The following is a 14,809-nucleotide window of genomic DNA, read 5'->3' on the forward strand; positions in this document are numbered from 1 at the left end:
CCGGTGGCCACCCGGGGCGCCGGTCACAGAACCGGACCCTCGCCCCTCAGCTTGTCGACCTCCGACATCGCGTCGCGGAGCTGGCCGAGCCACTCGTCGGCGTGCTCGCCGACCAGTCGGACCGACCACGCGAGCGCGTCCGAGCGGGAGCGGGCGACACCGGCGTCGACGAGCGTGTCGAGCACCCGGCGCTCGGGCTGGCGCAGCCGGGTCATCACCGGCGCAGCGACGTGGGTGAAGAGCGCGGTCGTGCCACCGAGGCGGGCGCCCCACGACACCGTGCGCTGGTAGCGCGCCTGCGCCTCGAGCGCGATCTCGATGCGCTGCTCTCGGGTCTCGGAGCGGAAGCGACCGATCCTGCCCTCCGCCTCGGCGGAGGAGACGTCGTCACCCTCGTCGGCCAGCGTGCCGAGGACCACGATCTCCTCGCGGTCCACGCTCACCTCGATGCCGTCGAACCAGCCGTCGGGCAGGCGCCCGGCGAACCAGTCCTGCGCGTCCCTCGCGTCCGGGAGGTCCGCGACCTGCCACCCGCCCCGGCGACCGCGGCCCCCGCCGCGGCGACCGCGACCTCGGCCCGTGTCCTCGCGTGCATCCTCGCGTGCGTCGTCGTGCGTGTCGTCGTGCGTGTTCTCGTGCCTGTTCATGGTGCTCTCCTTGCTTGCTGTCATTACGTGATTACACCATTACAACGTATCAGCCCGTGCCGAATTCCCGTCTGACGAGACCGATCTCAGACCCAGCGCTCGCCGACGCGCTCGACGGCGGCCCCGCCGCCCGTGAGCGCCGCCACCTGGGCGGCCACCGCCGACGGGTCGCTCGCCCCGAGCAGCAGCCGCACGGACGCGCCGTGCTCCACGTCCAGCACGCTCACCCCTCGCGCCCGCAGCTCGCCCTCGATCCGCCCGGCGTCGGCGTGCTCAAGAACGAGGGCCAGCTCGGTGACCAGCACCCGACGACGGGTGCCGGCCGCGGACAGGGCCGCGCGCACCGCGTCGCCGTACGCCCGGACCAGTCCGCCGGCTCCGAGCAGGGTGCCTCCGAACCACCGGGTCACCACGGCCGTCACGTCCGAGACGCCCGCGCCGCGCAGCACCTCGAGCATGGGTGCCCCCGCCGTGCCGGCCGGTTCGCCGTCGTCGCTGGAGCGCTGCAGGTCGGCGCGGGGCCCCAGCACGTACGCCGAGCAGTGGTGCCGCGCGTCCCGGTGGAGGGCCCGCTGCTCGGCCACGACGGCACGCGCGGCCTCCTCGTCCCCCACCGACCGCACCGTGCACAGGAACCGCGACCGCTTGACCTCGATCTCGGCCGTCGCGTCGCGCGCGACGGTGAGGTACGACGTCATGGTGCGGGGTCGGTGAGGGGCTCGTCCTCCTCCCAGGACACCGACACCCGCTCGAACCCCTTGTGGCGCTGCATCCGGGCGTACGACGCGTAGGCACGACGGTCGGCCGGGGTCAACGACACGGCATCGGTGAACGGGGTGAGCAGCGCGCGCGGGTACAGCTGGCGCGCGATCACGACGTTGATCTCCATGGCGAGCACCGCCATCACGGCGCCGATGAACAGGAAGCCGACGAGACCGAGCACCAGCCCGAAGGTCTTGGTCATCGCGGTGGTGCCGACCAGGACCTTCGAGACGTAGAGCGCGCCGCCGAGCTGGAGGAGCTGGAACATGACGGCCAGCGAGAAGCCGCCCGGCGCGGCCCGGCGGAAGCTGTGCTGCCCGGTCGCCGCGAAGCGGAACAGCACCGTCAGCCCGACCCCGACCACGAGCACCGTCACCAGCTGCAGCATCCAGCGCTCACCCTGCTCGAAGAAGGTGGTGGTCGTGCTCGCCACCGTCGACAGGACCGACACACTGAGGAGTGCAGCGCCGGCGGTGAGCAGCAGGATCAGGCTCTTGACCCGCGAGTAGAAGGGGTTGGGCCGCGAGTTGCGGGGCACCGACCAGGCGACGTGCATGGTGTTCTGCAGCGACTGCGCGAGGCCCAGGGCGCCGTACAGCGCCGCGAGCGTTCCGAAGGCGACTCCCGCCGCCGACCCGCGCAGCCCCTCGGGCCGACCGAGCTGGTCGCCGATGATCGGGAACTGGGCGAGCGCCGAGTCGAGGATCTCGTTCTGCCACTCCGGCTTGGCGCCGAGCACGAACCCGAGGATCGAGGTGCCGAGCAGCATGAGCGGGAAGATCGCCACGAACGCGTAGTAGGTCAGCATCGCCGCCAGGTAGTTGCCCTGGTCGTCGAAGAACTTGTAGACCACCGCGAGCGGGAACCCGACGACGGGATGCCTCCGCTGGAAGTCGTCGACCCGGTCCATCACGCTCACGACTGCACGCTACCGGTGCGGGCGTCGCAGGCCGCTCACCAGACGCCCAGCACGTCCCCGCCGAGTCGTACGACGAAGGCCGACACCACCACGAGGAAGAACACCCGCACGAACCTCACCCCCCGGGCGACCGCCACCCGCGCCCCGACGTAGCCGCCCACGATGTTGGCGGCCGCCATCAGCAGCCCGAGCTTCCACATCACCGCCCCCTGCGGGACGAAGACGACCAGGGCCGCGAGGTTGGTCGCCCAGTTGGCGAGCTTGGCCTTGGCCGAGGCCTCGAGGAAGTTGTAGCCCAGCAGGCCGACGAGGGCGAACACGAAGAACGAGCCCGTGCCCGGGCCGATCGACCCGTCGTAGAAGCCGATCGTCAGCCCGGTGAGGGCCACCGCCGAGATGTGGGTGCCGCCGCTGTAGCGYAGTGCGGTGAGGGTCCCCACCGACGGCTTGAACCACACGTAGGCACCGACGAGGACCAGAACGACGAGGATGATCGGGTCGAAGGCGCTGCGCGGCAGCATCGAGGCCACGAAGGCGCCACCGAGCGAGCCGGTGAAGGCGGCCAGCATCAGTGGCAGGAAGGTCCGCGGGTCCGGTCGCACCCGCCGGAAGAACGTCGCCGCACTGATCGAGGTCCCGCAGAACGACGCCAGCTTGTTGGTGGCCGCGATCTGGACCACCGAGGCCCCGGGGAGGCCGAGCAGCAGGGCCGGGAGCTGGATCAGCCCACCCCCGCCGACCACCGCGTCCACGAAGCCGGCGGCCAGCGCCGCCACCATGAGGAGCAGCACGGTCCCGGTCGTCAGCTCCACGGCGTCACCCTAGGCTTCGGCGCGTGCGCATCGTGTCCCTGCTCCCCTCGACCACCGAGATCCTCTTCGCGATCGGGGCCGGCGACGACGTCGTCGGCGTCACCTTCGAGTGCGACCACCCCGTCGAGGCGCGCAGTCGCACGATCGTCTCGACGAGCGCGATGCCGGAGGGCCTCAGCCCTCGCGAGATCGACGACTTCGTGGTGGCGGCGGTGCAGCGCGGCGAGGACCTCTACCGCCTCGACGAGGGTGCCCTGGCCGGGCTCGACGCGGAGCTGGTGGTCACCCAGGACCTGTGCGCAGTGTGCGCGGTGGACGTCTCGGTCGTGGACGACGCGCTGGCGCACCTCGGGTGCACCGCGGAGGTCCTCACCATCGRCCCGCACACGCTGGCCGAGGTGCTGGACTCGATCCGGGTCCTGGGCCGGGCCACCGGCCGCGAGCCCGAGGCCGACGTCCTCGTCCGGGACACCCACCGGCGCCTCGCGGACGTCGTACGACGCGTGGGCGCGCGCCCGCGACCGCGCGTGGTGCTGCTGGAGTGGACCGACCCGCCGTTCGCACCCGGCCACTGGATCCCCGAGATGGTCGACCTGGCCGGCGGCGAGCCGGTGCTCGGCACCGCGGGCGAGAAGAGCGTGCGCGTCACGTGGGACGACGTCCGCGCCGCCCGTCCCGACCTCGTGGTGGTGGCGCCCTGCGGCTACGACCGCGCCGGCGCGCAGGCGCTGGCCGACGACCTCGTCGCCTCCGGAGTGCTTCCCGAGGGCGTCCCGGTGCACGCCGTCGACGCCAACGCCTCGTGGGCCCGCCCCGGCACCCGCCTCATCGACGGCATCGAGGAGCTCGCGGACGTGCTCGCCGAGCTGCCTACGACCGGGTGACCGGCTGCACCACGACCTTGTCGTAGCCGTCCGGCACCGGCTGCCCGTAGCCCGGGCAGAAGAGGTCGCCCTCCTGGTCGGCGGCGAGCTCCTCGGTGGAGTTGCACCGGACCGTGGCGAGCACGTCGCCCTCGGCGACGAAGACGAACTCGAAGAGCGCGGAGCGCGCCTCGTCGCCGTCGTTGACGACCTTGGCCCGCACGAGCGGATGCGTCTGCTCCTCCAGCGCGACCTGCTCGGTGATGGTGTCGTACTCCCAGCCGGACGGGACCGTGAAGCCGTTCCAGCTGAACTCCTTGCCCACCTCGACCGTGACCGGGGCCTCGGGATCGGCGGGCTCGTCCTCGCCGCAGGCGCCGAGCGCCAGCACCGGGACGAGCACGAGCAGGGCGGACGCGAGCGCGCGCCCGCGTCGGGGCGTGGTGGACCTCATGGCACTCAGCCCTTCGCCAGGTGGGCCAGCAGGTCCTGCCGGGTGAGCACCCCGACCGGCTTGCCGTCCTCGTGGACCAGCGCGGCGTCGGCCGTCTCCAGCATCGCCACGGCCTCGCGGGCCGGCGAGGTGGAGCCGATGGACGGCAGCGGCGGCGACATGTGGTCCTCGACGGGGTCGGTCAGCGTGGCCTTCCCGGTGAAGAGCGCGTCCAGCAGGTCACGCTCGGAGACCGAGCCCGCCACCTCGGCCGCCACGATGGGGGGCTCGGCGCGGACGACGGGCATCTGCGAGACGCCGTACTCCTGCAGGATGTGGACGGCCTCGGCGATGGTCTCGGAGGGGTGCGTGTGCACGAGGTCGGGCAGCCGCCCGGACTTGCCACGCAGCACCTCCCCGACCGTGCGCAGCTCGGACCCGCCCTCGGTGGCGAAGCCGTACTGGCTCAGCCAGGCGTCGTTGAAGACCTTGGTGAGGTAGCCGCGTCCCGAGTCGGGCAGCAGGACGACGACGACCGCGTCGTCGCGCCCCTCGGCGGCGAGCTCGTGGACGAGCTGGCGCGCCGCGTACGCCGCCATCCCGGACGAGCCGCCCACCAGCATCGCCTCCTCGCGGGCGAGGCGACGGGTGAAGGCGAACGAGTCGGCGTCCGAGACCTCGATGATCCGGTCGGCGATCGAGCGGTCATAGGTCTCGGGCCAGAAGTCCTCGCCCACGCCCTCGACGAGGTAGGGGCGCCCGGAGCCGCCGGAGTACACCGACCCGGCGGGGTCGGCGCCGATGATCTGGACGTCCTTCCCGACGAGCGCGGCCTGCTCCTTGAGGTAGCGGCCGATGCCGCTGATCGTGCCGCCGGTGCCGACGCCGGCCACGAAGTGGGTGATCCGACCGTCGGTCTGCTCCCAGATCTCCGGACCGGTGGTCTCGTAGTGGGAGCGGGGGTTGTGCGGGTTGGAGTACTGGTCGGGCTTCCACGCGCCGGGCTGCGAGGCGAGGCGGTCCGACACGTTGTAGTAGGAGTCCGGGTGCTCGGGGGCAACCGCCGTCGGGCAGACGACCACCTCGGCGCCGTACGCCTTGAGCACGTTGCGCTTGTCCTCGCTGACCTTGTCCGGGCACACGAAGACGCACTTGTAGCCCTTCTGCTGGGCCACCATCGCCAGGCCGACGCCGGTGTTGCCGGACGTCGGCTCCACGATCGTGCCGCCGGGCTGCAACGCGCCGGAGGCCTCGGCGGCCTCGATCATGCGCGTGGCGATGCGGTCCTTCACGGACCCGCCGGGGTTGAGGTACTCCACCTTGGCGAGCAGCAGCGGCCCCGATCGGGGGCCGTGGGCCGCACCGTCGGCGCGGGCGTCCGGGGAGGAGGGGAGGTCAAGGGAACGGTCGAGCCGCACCAGCGGGGTGTCACCGATGAGGTCGAGCAAGGATTCGACGTACTTCACCCGGCCAATCTAGCCACCTACCGGCCCGTAACATGAAGTCGTGGGAACCGTAGCCGCCGCACGCAAGCTCGCCTCCGCCGCCGCATTCGGCGGCGGTGGTCTCTCCGTGCTCGGTGCCGGGCTGTACGGCGTGCTGGTCGCCGAGGCGCGTCTCGCCCGCCGGACCATCGGCACCCTCACCGACGACCCGCCGCCCGACGCCACCGGCTGGTACGGCCGCGGCCGGCCCGGACCGGCGATCCGGATCGCCCTGCTCGGCGACTCCAGCGCCGCCGGCTACGGCGTCGACCGGGTCGAGGACACGCCGGGCGCGCACCTGGCCAGCGGCGTCGCGGTCCAGGCGGACCGCCGCGTCCACCTGCGCGAGCACGCGGTGGTCGGCGCCCAGTCCAGCGACCTCGACAGCCAGGTCGACGCCGCGCTGGCGGTCCATCCCGACGTCGCCGTCATCCTCATCGGCGCCAACGACGTGACCCACACCGTCACCCCGACGCAGTCGGTGCGCCACCTGTCCGAGGCCGTACGCCGCTTCCGCGAGGCGGACGTCGCCGTCCTGGTCGGCACCTGTCCCGACCTCGGCACGATCAAGCCGATCGCGCCCCCGCTCAAGCAGGTCGCCCGGACGTGGTCGCGCCGGCTCGCGGCCGCCCAGACCATCGCCGTCGTCGAGGCCGGCGGCCGCACGGTCTCGCTGGCCTCGGTCCTCGGCCCCGAGTTCGCGGCCGCCCCGGCGTTGCTCTTCGGGCCCGACCAGTTCCATCCCAGCGCCGACGGTTACCGCCAGCTGGCCGCCGTCCTGATGCCGTCGTGCCTCGCGGCCCTGGGTCTGGGTCCCGACGACGAGGCGCTGCCCGAGGCGTTCCGCGGCGAGGGCGTCATGCCGGTCGCGACCGCAGCCGCGCAGGCGGTCAACAACGCCGGTACCGAGCTCGACGGCACCGAGGTGTCCGGCTCGCAGCGCGGCCTGCGCGGGCGCTGGGTCGAGCTGCGCCGTCGTCGCCGTCGTCCCGGCGGCGAGACCGAGACCCCTGAGACCAGCGAGGGCGACGCCGTACCCCGGGAGGCCGGACAGCATGACGCCGGCCTCCCGTCCGAGGACGAGAGGCCGGCGGAGACGCGGTAGCCCGTGGGGCGCGACGTGCGCCCGGGCTGGTCGATCAGTGCTGCTGGTCGATCAGTCCTGCTGGTCGATCAGTCCTGCTGGTCGATCAGTCCTGGCTGAAGATCGCGAGGATCCGCAGCAGGTTGGTGTAGATCCACACGAGGCTCACGGTCAGCGCGAACGCCGCACGCCACGACTCGCGCTCGGGGAGGCCGGCGGCCACGCCCTTCTCGACGTAGTCGAAGTCGAGGATCAGCATGAAGACACCGAGCACCAGGCCACCGATGGCGAACAGCAGGCCCATGCCGCCGAAGCCGAGGAAGCCGATCTGGTTGCCGAAGAAGCCGAGCACCATCTCGAGCAGGCCGAGCGCCACCATGCCGAACATGGCCGCGACCACGAAGGTGCGGAACTTGTTGCCGACCTGGATGTCGAAGAACTTGTAGGCGGCCAGCGTGCCGGCGAAGGCGGCGAAGGTGCCGATGACGGCCTGCACCACGATGTTGTCGGCCAGTCCGGTGGAGCTGTCCGCGACGAAGGTGGCGTCGATGAACTTCGAGAACGCACCCAGCGCGACACCCTCGAGCGCCGCGAAGGCGATCACCAGGGCCGGGCTGATCACCCGCTTGAAGGAGTTGAGCATCGACAACCCGAACGCGCCGAACGAGCCCACCATGAGGGCGAGGTACAGCTTGTTGACGTTGTCCGGGCTCGCGTCGAGGTCACCGGTCCAGAGCCAGGTGGCGGCGGCGGTCGCGATGACGACGAACAGCGAGATCGCGGTCTTCTGCACGACGGAGTCGACCGTCATCCGCCCGCCGTCGACCTCCGGGGTGGTCGGCGTGCCGGTGCCCCACTGGGACGGGTCGGTCGCGCCGTACGAGGACGTCTGCGTCTGGCCGTAGCCGGGGTGGGACTGGCCACCGCCGGCGTAGGTCTGGTTGCCGTAGGCGTTGGAGCCCGTGCCGTTGAACTCTTCGGACCGGGCAAAGATCGGGTTGTTGCTCTTCATGGTCTCTCCTTGGAGGCCTGACTGGGTACACCCACCTTACTCAGGTGCACGACTGTACGAACGTGCGAGAACCCGCCTGTGTTCCCGCTGGATCACTCGCATCCGTGCACGACCTCGGCCCGGCAGCGGTCGGTCCCGCGGTGCCCGCGGACCCGGTCGCGGCCCGCACCGCCGAGCAGCACGTCGTCGGCGTACGAGCCCTCGATGCGGTCGTCGCCCCCGCGTCCCTTGGCGGTGTACGCCGCTCCGGACCGCACGCGGTCGTCCCCAGGCGTGCCGAGGTAGGTCCATCGTCCCGGCGCGCCGGGCATCGTGACCCGCTCCACCGAGTCGACGGCGACGCGGGTGCGGCTCCCGGCCGGGGTGCCCGCGCGGAAGGAGCCGCGGGCATGGTCGAAGACGCCCCACGCGGGACTGCGCGGGGAGCCGTGACGCAGCACGGAGACGGAGATCTCGTCGGTACCGTCGCCGCCGGACACGGTGTGACGCCCCGGGGACAGGTAGAGCTCGAGCACGTCGGCGTCGGGCCCGCCGTCGACGGTGGTCGCGCCGCGCTCCTTGCGGAGGTGGTCGCGTCCCGGCCCGCCGATCAGCACGTCGGCGCCGCCGGTCGAGTCGAGGGAGTCATCGCCGGCACCGCCGTCGAAGACGTCGTCGGCCGGCTCACCCGGCGGCGGCGAGTACTCGTCCCAGGCGTTGAGGACCAGGTCGTCGCCGCCCCGGGCCTCGATCCGGTCGCCACCACCGTTGCCGATGAGCTGGTCGGCGTCGTCGGTGCCGAGGAGGTGGTCGGCGTACGGCGATCCCAGCAGCTCGACGACGTACCCGATCGTGGGCTGGGGCTGCGCGACGACCAGCGTGTCCGTCCCCTGGCCGGTCGCCGTCCCGGCGACGAGGTCGACGGTCACGCCCGCGCCGGAGCCGCCGTAGTCGAGGGTGTCGGGCGGGTTCCACCCGTCGGCGCGCAGCACCGTGTTGACGCCCAGGTCGACCAGGTCGTCGCCCGGACCCGGGACCAGCACGTCGCCGGCGGGCTCGGGCCCGCTCTCGAACACGTTGAGCCGGCCGTTGGTGCCGCCGAACAGGCGGTCGTCGCCCTCGCCGCCGGTGATCTCGTCGGGGCCGGCATCGCCGCAGACGAGGTCCGCGCCCGCGCCGCCGTCGATGACGTCGCGGCCACCGAGGCCGGCGATGACGTCGTCACCGGGCGTGCCGGTCAACGTGTCGGCGCCCTCCGTCCCCACGATCGTGGGGATCCGTCCGTCGCACGTCGGCCCGGCCGCGGCGACGGGCTGGACGGCGGCCAGCGCCGCGCCCACCAGGACGAGCGGCGCCAGGACGAGCGCGGCCTGGGCGCGTGGTGACAGGAGTGCTCGATGTCCCATGGTTCCCCCTCCATGCATCAGCCACCCACGATAGGACCCGGCGCCGACCGGGCCTACGGCCGTCGGTGGAAGCGGAGGTCKCCGTCGGGGAGTCGGTCGTGGAGGTAGCGGTCGTCGTGGGCGCGGTGGTGATGGTGGGAGCAGAGGAGGACGCCGTCGGCGAGGTCGGTCTTSCCGCCCTGGGACCAGGGGGTCAGGTGGTGGGCTTCGCACCAGGCGGCGGGGATGTCGCAGCCTTCGGCGCGGCAGCCGCCGTCACGCAGGCCCATGGCCCTGCGCTGGGCGGCCTGATACAGGCGTTGGGAGCGGCCGAGGTCGAGGATCTCGGACGTGCCGCCGAGGACGGCGGGGATGATCTTCGCGGTGCACGCCAGCCGGCGGGCGTCGGCGGCGGTGATCCGGTCACCGGTGCTGGTGGTCGCGACCCCGAGACCACGCATCAGCGCGTCGAAGTCCATCGTCACCACCACGGTGGTCGCGGTCCCGCCGTGGACGGGCAGCTTCGTCGGGTCGAGGTGCTCGAGCAGTGAGCAGAAYGCATGGCCGAGGCGGGTGGAGTAGGGCACGGACGAGGACGCGTCGGCCCCGCCGGTGCCGCCCCCAGTCCCGTCTGCCTTGCGGGGRTTGGTCCAGGCGTGGAGGTAGGTCATCAACCGYCCGGCGGTGGCGTCGGGGACCCGGATCCGGATGGTGGTGGTCCCGTCGCCGTGGGAGCGGGTGGTGAGGCTGGTGGTCTTGCGGGCGYGGCGKTCCTCGTCCTCGAGTCGCTTGCGTTCCTGGTCCTCACCSACCTCGGGKGCGAMGACGTCGAGGATCCGACTGCCCAGAACCCGTAGCTCGTGCGGGGTGAAGGTGGCGGCGTGCTCGACGAGCACCCGCTCGGCGGTAGCGACGGTGTCGGCCGGGGTCTTGTCGGGAAGGTCGTCCAACGCCCGAGCGATCACGTCGGCCTGCGCGGTCGACACCTCCCCGGACCCGAAACCTTCGGCCAGCAACGACCAGCGGTGCTCCAGCGACTGCGCCAACGTCAGGTCCCGACGCGCCGGCCGCCGGTCGGCCCGCACGGTCCGCCCGAACCACGCCGCCACATCCCGATCACCGGCCTCCTCGGCGACATCCTCAGACACCGCCATCAACCGCAACCGGACCGACGTCACCCGCGACTCGAGTCGCGCCAGCTCGACCAGCGCCTCGGCCTTCTCGGCGGGTGCGAGGTAGAGGAGCTCGACGCCGGCGACCTTGTCCAGGGCCGCTGAGATCGCCTCGACGGCGTCCTGGACCAGGTGTCCACTCGTCATCCCTGCCCCCCGCTGATCGGCCGTGAGGCCGGTCCTCCGAGCGGGTCCGGCATCTGAGGACCACGCTAGTCGAACAGGTGTTCGAGTGACATCCTCACAATGGGGGATCCTCACTGTCATCTCTCAAGACATCGGTGACAGTTCTGCATCAGGACATGGGTGACACTCCTGGCGGTCTTGGTGGTGACACAGGTCTGCCGTCGACCACCAGCGAAATCCCCGGAGGGTCCGGCTCTCGTACTCGCTCAGGGCGGCCCGGGAAGGATCGAAGTTCGGACGTGCTGGCTACCGATCCTCGCTGACGGTGCCCACATCGGCACGACAGTTCGGGCGTCAACGGCTGCGTTGGCGACCATGTCCTCACGGAGGTGGGCCGGCGGCGTACGCCGGAGATCGGGTCAGGAAGTGCCCGCTCAGCGCGCTGAGCGCGCAAGGAAGTGCCCGCTCGCGACTACGCGGGCTCGGCGACCGGGACGACGAGCAGGTCGCGGAGCCGGGTGAGGCCGTCGCGGATGCGGGTCTTGGTGGTCCCCAGTGGCGCGCTCATCAGCTGCGAGACCTCGGTGTGCGTGCGGGAGCCGTAGTAGGCGAGCTCGATCGCCTCGCGCTGGACCGGGGTGAGGGACGCCAAGGCCTCCCGGACCACCCTGGCCCGCTCGTGGGCGTGCGCCACGGCGAAGGTGTCGTCCGCCTCGCGCTCGGTGCTCCGGTCGTCCCACGCCGTCTCGCGTCGGCGCCCGGCCTCGCTCGAGCGCACCCGGTCGACGGCCCGGCGGTGCGCGACGGTCATCGTCCAGGCCAGCGCGCTGCCGCGGGCGGGGTCGTAGCGCGAGCCGCTCCGCCAGACCTCCAGCAGGACCTCCTGGGTGACCTCCTCGGCCTGGTGCGGGTCGCGCAGGACGCGCAGGACGAACCCGTGCACGCGTGGCGCCACGGCGTCGTACAGCTCGGCGAAGGCCTCGGCGTCGCCGTCACCGACGGCGACCAGCACCAGGTCGAGCGGGGTCGCTCCGGCGGAGGGGTGGGTCGTGCGGGGCATGGGGGTCCTCGGGGTCCTCGGGTCGACAGGAGGGCCGACGAATACCTTGCGCACAAGGGGATTGGGGACAAGGTAGCGCACGTCGTGCGAAGATGGGCGCCATGGCCGACACCGACACCCCGGCACTCGCCCCGGCCCTCACTCCGGCCCTCACTCCGGCTTTGTCGGAGCAGCTGTGCTTCGACCTGTACGCCGCGTCGCGAGCCGTCACCGCGGCGTACCGCCCGGTGCTCTCGGGGCTGGGTCTCACGTATCCGCAGTACCTCGTGCTGATCGTGCTGTGGGAGGAGGGGAGCAGCACCGTCCGGCACCTGTCCGACGCGTTGCGCCTCGACCACGGCACCCTGACCCCGCTCCTGCGGCGGATGGAGCTGGCCGGCCTCGTCGCTCGTCGCCGCGACCACGCCGACGAGCGGTTCGTCGTCGTCTCGCTGACGGACAAGGGTGACTCCCTGCGCCGGCACGCCACGCAGATCCACTGCGACATGAAGGCCGCCCTCGGTCTCGACGAGGCCGAGTTCACCTCGTTGCAGGCGACGCTGCGGCTGCTCACCGACCGCGTCAGCGACTGACGGCGGGCCTCACGCCGCCACGGCGCGGCCGCTCCAACCATTCGCCAACCCCGCGCACCTAGCGTGACGGGCATCACAGCCCCGTCACCTACGTGAAGGCAGGACCTCGATGGCCAGGATCGAACTCACCGTCGACGGAGGCAAGGTCTCCGACGACGTCGAGCCCCGGATGCTGCTCGTGCAGTACCTCCGCGAGAAGCTCGGCAAGACCGGCACCGTGATCGGGTGCGACACCAGCAACTGCGGCGCCTGCACGGTCCACCTCGACGGACGCAGCGTGAAGAGCTGCAACGTGCTGGCGGTCCAGGCCAGCGGCCACGAGGTGACCACGATCGAGGGCCTCGCCGACACCCACGAGGGCGGCGACCTGCATCCCGTGCAGGAGGCGTTCCGCGAGTGCCACGGCCTCCAGTGCGGCTTCTGCACGCCGGGGATGATCATGCAGGCGGTCGACCTGCTCGCCGAGAACCCGACCCCCACCGAGGCCGAGGTCCGCGAGGGCATGGAGGGCAACCTCTGTCGCTGCACCGGCTACCACAACATCGTCAAGAGCGTCCTGCACGCGTCGTCCACGACCGCGGGGGGTGCCCGGTGACCGCCGTCGAGAACCGTCCCGACACCGACTCCGCCAAGGAGATCGGGCGGGACCGCCGTCGCAAGGAGGACCAGCGCCTCATCACCGGCCGCACCCGCTGGACAGACAACATCGCCCTCCCGGGCATGCTGCACCTCGCGATGGTCCGCAGCCCGTTCGCCCACGCGAAGATCGTCTCCATCGACACCGAGGCGGCGATGGCCGCCGACAACGTCGTCGCGGTCCTGACCGGCGCCGACCTCGGCGAGGCGCAGGGCGTCTGCATCAACGCCTGGGCGATCACCACCGACCAGGTCACCCCGCCGCACGTGCCGATGCCCTCGGACCGGGTCGCCTTCGCCGGCGAGACCGTCGCAGTGGTCGTCGCCCGCTCGATGGCCGCCGCTCGCGACGCCGCCGAGCTCGTCGACGTGGAGTACGACGAGCTGCCCGCCGCCCTGGACCTCAAGAAGGCGGCGGCCGACGAGGTCCTCGCGCACCCCGACCTCGGCACCAACAAGTCCGCGTTCTGGCGCTTCGACTCCGAGGAGGCCGGCACGGGCGGCAACGTCGACCAGGCCATCGACAAGGCCCGCGGCGACGGCATCGTCATCGAGCGGGAGTACCGCCAGCAGCGCCTCATCCCCGCCTTCATGGAGCCTCGCTCGACCGTCGTCGACCCGACCGGCGAGCAGATCACCATGTGGTCGGCGACCCAGATCCCGCACATCCTCCGCTTCGCCCTCGCCGCGACGACCGGCGTCCCCGAGTCCAAGATCCGGGTCATCGCACCCGACGTGGGGGGCGGCTTCGGCGGCAAGCTCCAGCAGACGCCGGAGGAGATGATCACCTTCGCGGTGGCCCGCCGGCTCGGCAAGCCCGTGAAGTACACCGAGACGCGCTCGGAGTCCCTGATGGTGGCCCACCACGGGCGCGACCAGTGGCAGAAGCTCACCCTGGCCGCCGAGAAGGACGGCACCGTCACCGGTCTCAAGGTCGAGCTCACCGCCGACCTGGGCGCCTACATCTCGCTCGTCGGCGGCGGCGTACCGGTGCTCGGCGCGTTCATGTTCAACGCGATCTACAAGTTCCCCGCCTACCAGTTCAACTGCCAGACGGTGCTCACCAACAAGACCTGGACCGACGCCTACCGCGGGGCCGGGCGCCCGGAGGCGACGTACGCCATCGAGCGGTTGATGGACGAGCTGGCCGCCGAGATGGGCGTGGACCCGCTGGTGGTCCGCGAGAAGAACTGGATCACCCACGAGGAGTTCCCGTTCACCACCGTCGCCGGCCTGGAGTACGACACCGGCAACTACGAGGCCGCGACCGAGAAGGCCAAGGCCAGCTTCGGCTACGACGAGCTGCGTGCCGAGCAGAAGCGACGCCGCGAGGCGGGTGACCGCATCCAGCTGGGCATCGGCGTCTCCACCTTCACCGAGATGTGCGGCCTCGCCCCCAGCCGGGTGCTCGGCAGCCTCAACTACGGCGCCGGCGGCTGGGAGTACGCCAGCGTGCGGATGCTCGCGACCGGCAAGGTGGAGATCACCACCGGCTCGTCGGCGCACGGCCAGGGCCACGAGACGGCGTTCAGCCAGATCGTCGCCGACCGGCTCGGGGTGGCCTTCGAGGACGTCGAGATCCTGCACGGCGACACCCAGATCTCGCACCGCGGCATGGACACCTACGGCTCACGGTCGCTGGTCGTGGGTGGGGAGGCGCTCGTCCGGGCCGCGGACAAGGTGATCGAGAAGGCCAAGCCGATCGCGGCCCACCTGCTCGAGGCCTCGGTCGACGACATCGAGTTCAGCGCCGGCCGCTTCGGCGTCCGGGGCACCGACCAGGGCCTGGCCATGGCCGAGATCGCGATGGCCGCCTTCCTCTCGCACAACCTGCCCGACGGCATCGAGCCCAGTCTCGACAGC

15 protein-coding genes are annotated in these 14,809 nt (G+C 71.8%); 5 read left to right on the forward strand and 10 right to left on the reverse strand.

Annotation, left to right across the window (positions count from 1 at the left end; all coding sequences use genetic code 11):
* Positions 1-23: 23 nt before the first annotated feature.
* The 4 genes from ACXJKL_RS03345 to ACXJKL_RS03360 form a co-directional block, all read right to left on the reverse strand.
* The gene (locus tag ACXJKL_RS03345; protein ID WP_457205635.1) at positions 24-647 is read right to left on the reverse strand and encodes a hypothetical protein; all 624 of its coding nucleotides are present in this window, start codon (positions 645-647) and stop codon (positions 24-26) included.
* 86 nt (positions 648-733) lie between these two features.
* Complete coding sequence (locus ACXJKL_RS03350) at positions 734-1,345, reverse strand: YigZ family protein (protein WP_457205636.1); 612 nt, start codon at positions 1,343-1,345, stop codon at positions 734-736.
* Positions 1,342-2,319 (reverse strand): YihY/virulence factor BrkB family protein, encoded by a 978-nt coding sequence (locus ACXJKL_RS03355; protein WP_457205648.1) that lies wholly within the window; start codon positions 2,317-2,319, stop codon positions 1,342-1,344. The genes ACXJKL_RS03350 and ACXJKL_RS03355 overlap by 4 nt, the downstream gene beginning before the upstream one ends.
* Before the next feature lie 44 nt (positions 2,320-2,363).
* The gene (locus tag ACXJKL_RS03360) at positions 2,364-3,140 is read right to left on the reverse strand and encodes a sulfite exporter TauE/SafE family protein (protein WP_457205637.1); all 777 of its coding nucleotides are present in this window, start codon (positions 3,138-3,140) and stop codon (positions 2,364-2,366) included.
* 23 nt (positions 3,141-3,163) lie between these two features.
* Here ACXJKL_RS03360 and ACXJKL_RS03365 point away from each other — a divergent pair, with 23 nt between their 5' ends.
* Positions 3,164-4,024, forward strand: a complete 861-nt coding sequence (locus ACXJKL_RS03365) for a cobalamin-binding protein (protein ID WP_457205638.1) — start codon at positions 3,164-3,166, stop codon at positions 4,022-4,024.
* On the opposite strand, the gene ACXJKL_RS03370 is transcribed toward ACXJKL_RS03365, so the two are convergent.
* Positions 4,011-4,457, reverse strand: coding sequence for a hypothetical protein (locus ACXJKL_RS03370; protein ID WP_457205639.1), 447 nt, complete (start codon positions 4,455-4,457; stop codon positions 4,011-4,013). The genes ACXJKL_RS03365 and ACXJKL_RS03370 overlap by 14 nt on opposite strands.
* Before the next feature lie 5 nt (positions 4,458-4,462).
* Positions 4,463-5,902 carry a cystathionine beta-synthase gene (locus tag ACXJKL_RS03375; protein WP_457205640.1) on the reverse strand — a complete coding sequence of 480 codons (1,440 nt, stop codon included), beginning with the start codon at positions 5,900-5,902 and terminating at the stop codon, positions 4,463-4,465.
* 40 nt (positions 5,903-5,942) lie between these two features.
* Here ACXJKL_RS03375 and ACXJKL_RS03380 point away from each other — a divergent pair, with 40 nt between their 5' ends.
* Entirely contained in the window at positions 5,943-7,025 is a 1,083-nt protein-coding gene (locus ACXJKL_RS03380; RefSeq protein ID WP_457205641.1) for an SGNH/GDSL hydrolase family protein, read from the forward strand.
* An 85-nt stretch (positions 7,026-7,110) separates the two neighbouring features.
* Here ACXJKL_RS03380 and ACXJKL_RS03385 read toward each other — a convergent pair whose 3' ends face one another.
* The 4 genes from ACXJKL_RS03385 to sigK form a co-directional block, all read right to left on the reverse strand.
* On the reverse strand, positions 7,111-8,016 hold the full coding sequence (locus tag ACXJKL_RS03385; RefSeq protein WP_457205642.1) for a Bax inhibitor-1/YccA family protein: 906 nt from the start codon (positions 8,014-8,016) through the stop codon (positions 7,111-7,113).
* 92 nt (positions 8,017-8,108) lie between these two features.
* On the reverse strand, positions 8,109-9,401 hold the full coding sequence (locus tag ACXJKL_RS03390; RefSeq protein ID WP_457205643.1) for a calcium-binding protein: 1,293 nt from the start codon (positions 9,399-9,401) through the stop codon (positions 8,109-8,111).
* Between the two features lie 53 nt (positions 9,402-9,454).
* Positions 9,455-10,699, reverse strand: coding sequence for a DUF222 domain-containing protein (locus ACXJKL_RS03395; RefSeq protein ID WP_457205644.1), 1,245 nt, complete (start codon positions 10,697-10,699; stop codon positions 9,455-9,457).
* A 451-nt stretch (positions 10,700-11,150) separates the two neighbouring features.
* Entirely contained in the window at positions 11,151-11,738 is a 588-nt protein-coding gene (gene sigK, locus ACXJKL_RS03400; protein ID WP_457205645.1) for an ECF RNA polymerase sigma factor SigK, read from the reverse strand.
* A 101-nt stretch (positions 11,739-11,839) separates the two neighbouring features.
* Here sigK and ACXJKL_RS03405 point away from each other — a divergent pair, with 101 nt between their 5' ends.
* The 3 genes from ACXJKL_RS03405 to ACXJKL_RS03415 form a co-directional block, all read left to right on the forward strand.
* Complete coding sequence (locus ACXJKL_RS03405; protein ID WP_457205646.1) at positions 11,840-12,310, forward strand: MarR family winged helix-turn-helix transcriptional regulator; 471 nt, start codon at positions 11,840-11,842, stop codon at positions 12,308-12,310.
* A gap of 109 nt (positions 12,311-12,419) precedes the next feature.
* Complete coding sequence (locus ACXJKL_RS03410; RefSeq protein WP_056926983.1) at positions 12,420-12,905, forward strand: (2Fe-2S)-binding protein; 486 nt, start codon at positions 12,420-12,422, stop codon at positions 12,903-12,905.
* On the forward strand, positions 12,902-14,809 hold a 1,908-nt coding region (locus tag ACXJKL_RS03415), incomplete at its 3' end, for a xanthine dehydrogenase family protein molybdopterin-binding subunit (RefSeq protein ID WP_457205647.1). The genes ACXJKL_RS03410 and ACXJKL_RS03415, both read left to right, overlap by 4 nt.

The sequence above is a fragment of the Nocardioides sp. P5_C9_2 genome, assembly GCF_054049555.1.

Coding starts and splice junctions, on each gene's coding strand:
- ACXJKL_RS03390 (WP_457205643.1), bottom strand. CDS start 9,401: ATGGGACATCGAGCACTCCTGTCACCACGCGCCCAGGCCGCGCTCGTC.
- ACXJKL_RS03345 (WP_457205635.1), bottom strand. CDS start 647: ATGAACAGGCACGAGAACACGCACGACGACACGCACGACGACGCACGC.
- ACXJKL_RS03350 (WP_457205636.1), bottom strand. CDS start 1,345: ATGACGTCGTACCTCACCGTCGCGCGCGACGCGACGGCCGAGATCGAG.
- sigK (WP_457205645.1), bottom strand. CDS start 11,738: ATGCCCCGCACGACCCACCCCTCCGCCGGAGCGACCCCGCTCGACCTG.
- ACXJKL_RS03370 (WP_457205639.1), bottom strand. CDS start 4,457: ATGAGGTCCACCACGCCCCGACGCGGGCGCGCGCTCGCGTCCGCCCTG.
- ACXJKL_RS03385 (WP_457205642.1), bottom strand. CDS start 8,016: ATGAAGAGCAACAACCCGATCTTTGCCCGGTCCGAAGAGTTCAACGGC.
- ACXJKL_RS03355 (WP_457205648.1), bottom strand. CDS start 2,319: ATGGACCGGGTCGACGACTTCCAGCGGAGGCATCCCGTCGTCGGGTTC.
- ACXJKL_RS03410 (WP_056926983.1), top strand. CDS start 12,420: ATGGCCAGGATCGAACTCACCGTCGACGGAGGCAAGGTCTCCGACGAC.
- ACXJKL_RS03405 (WP_457205646.1), top strand. CDS start 11,840: ATGGCCGACACCGACACCCCGGCACTCGCCCCGGCCCTCACTCCGGCC.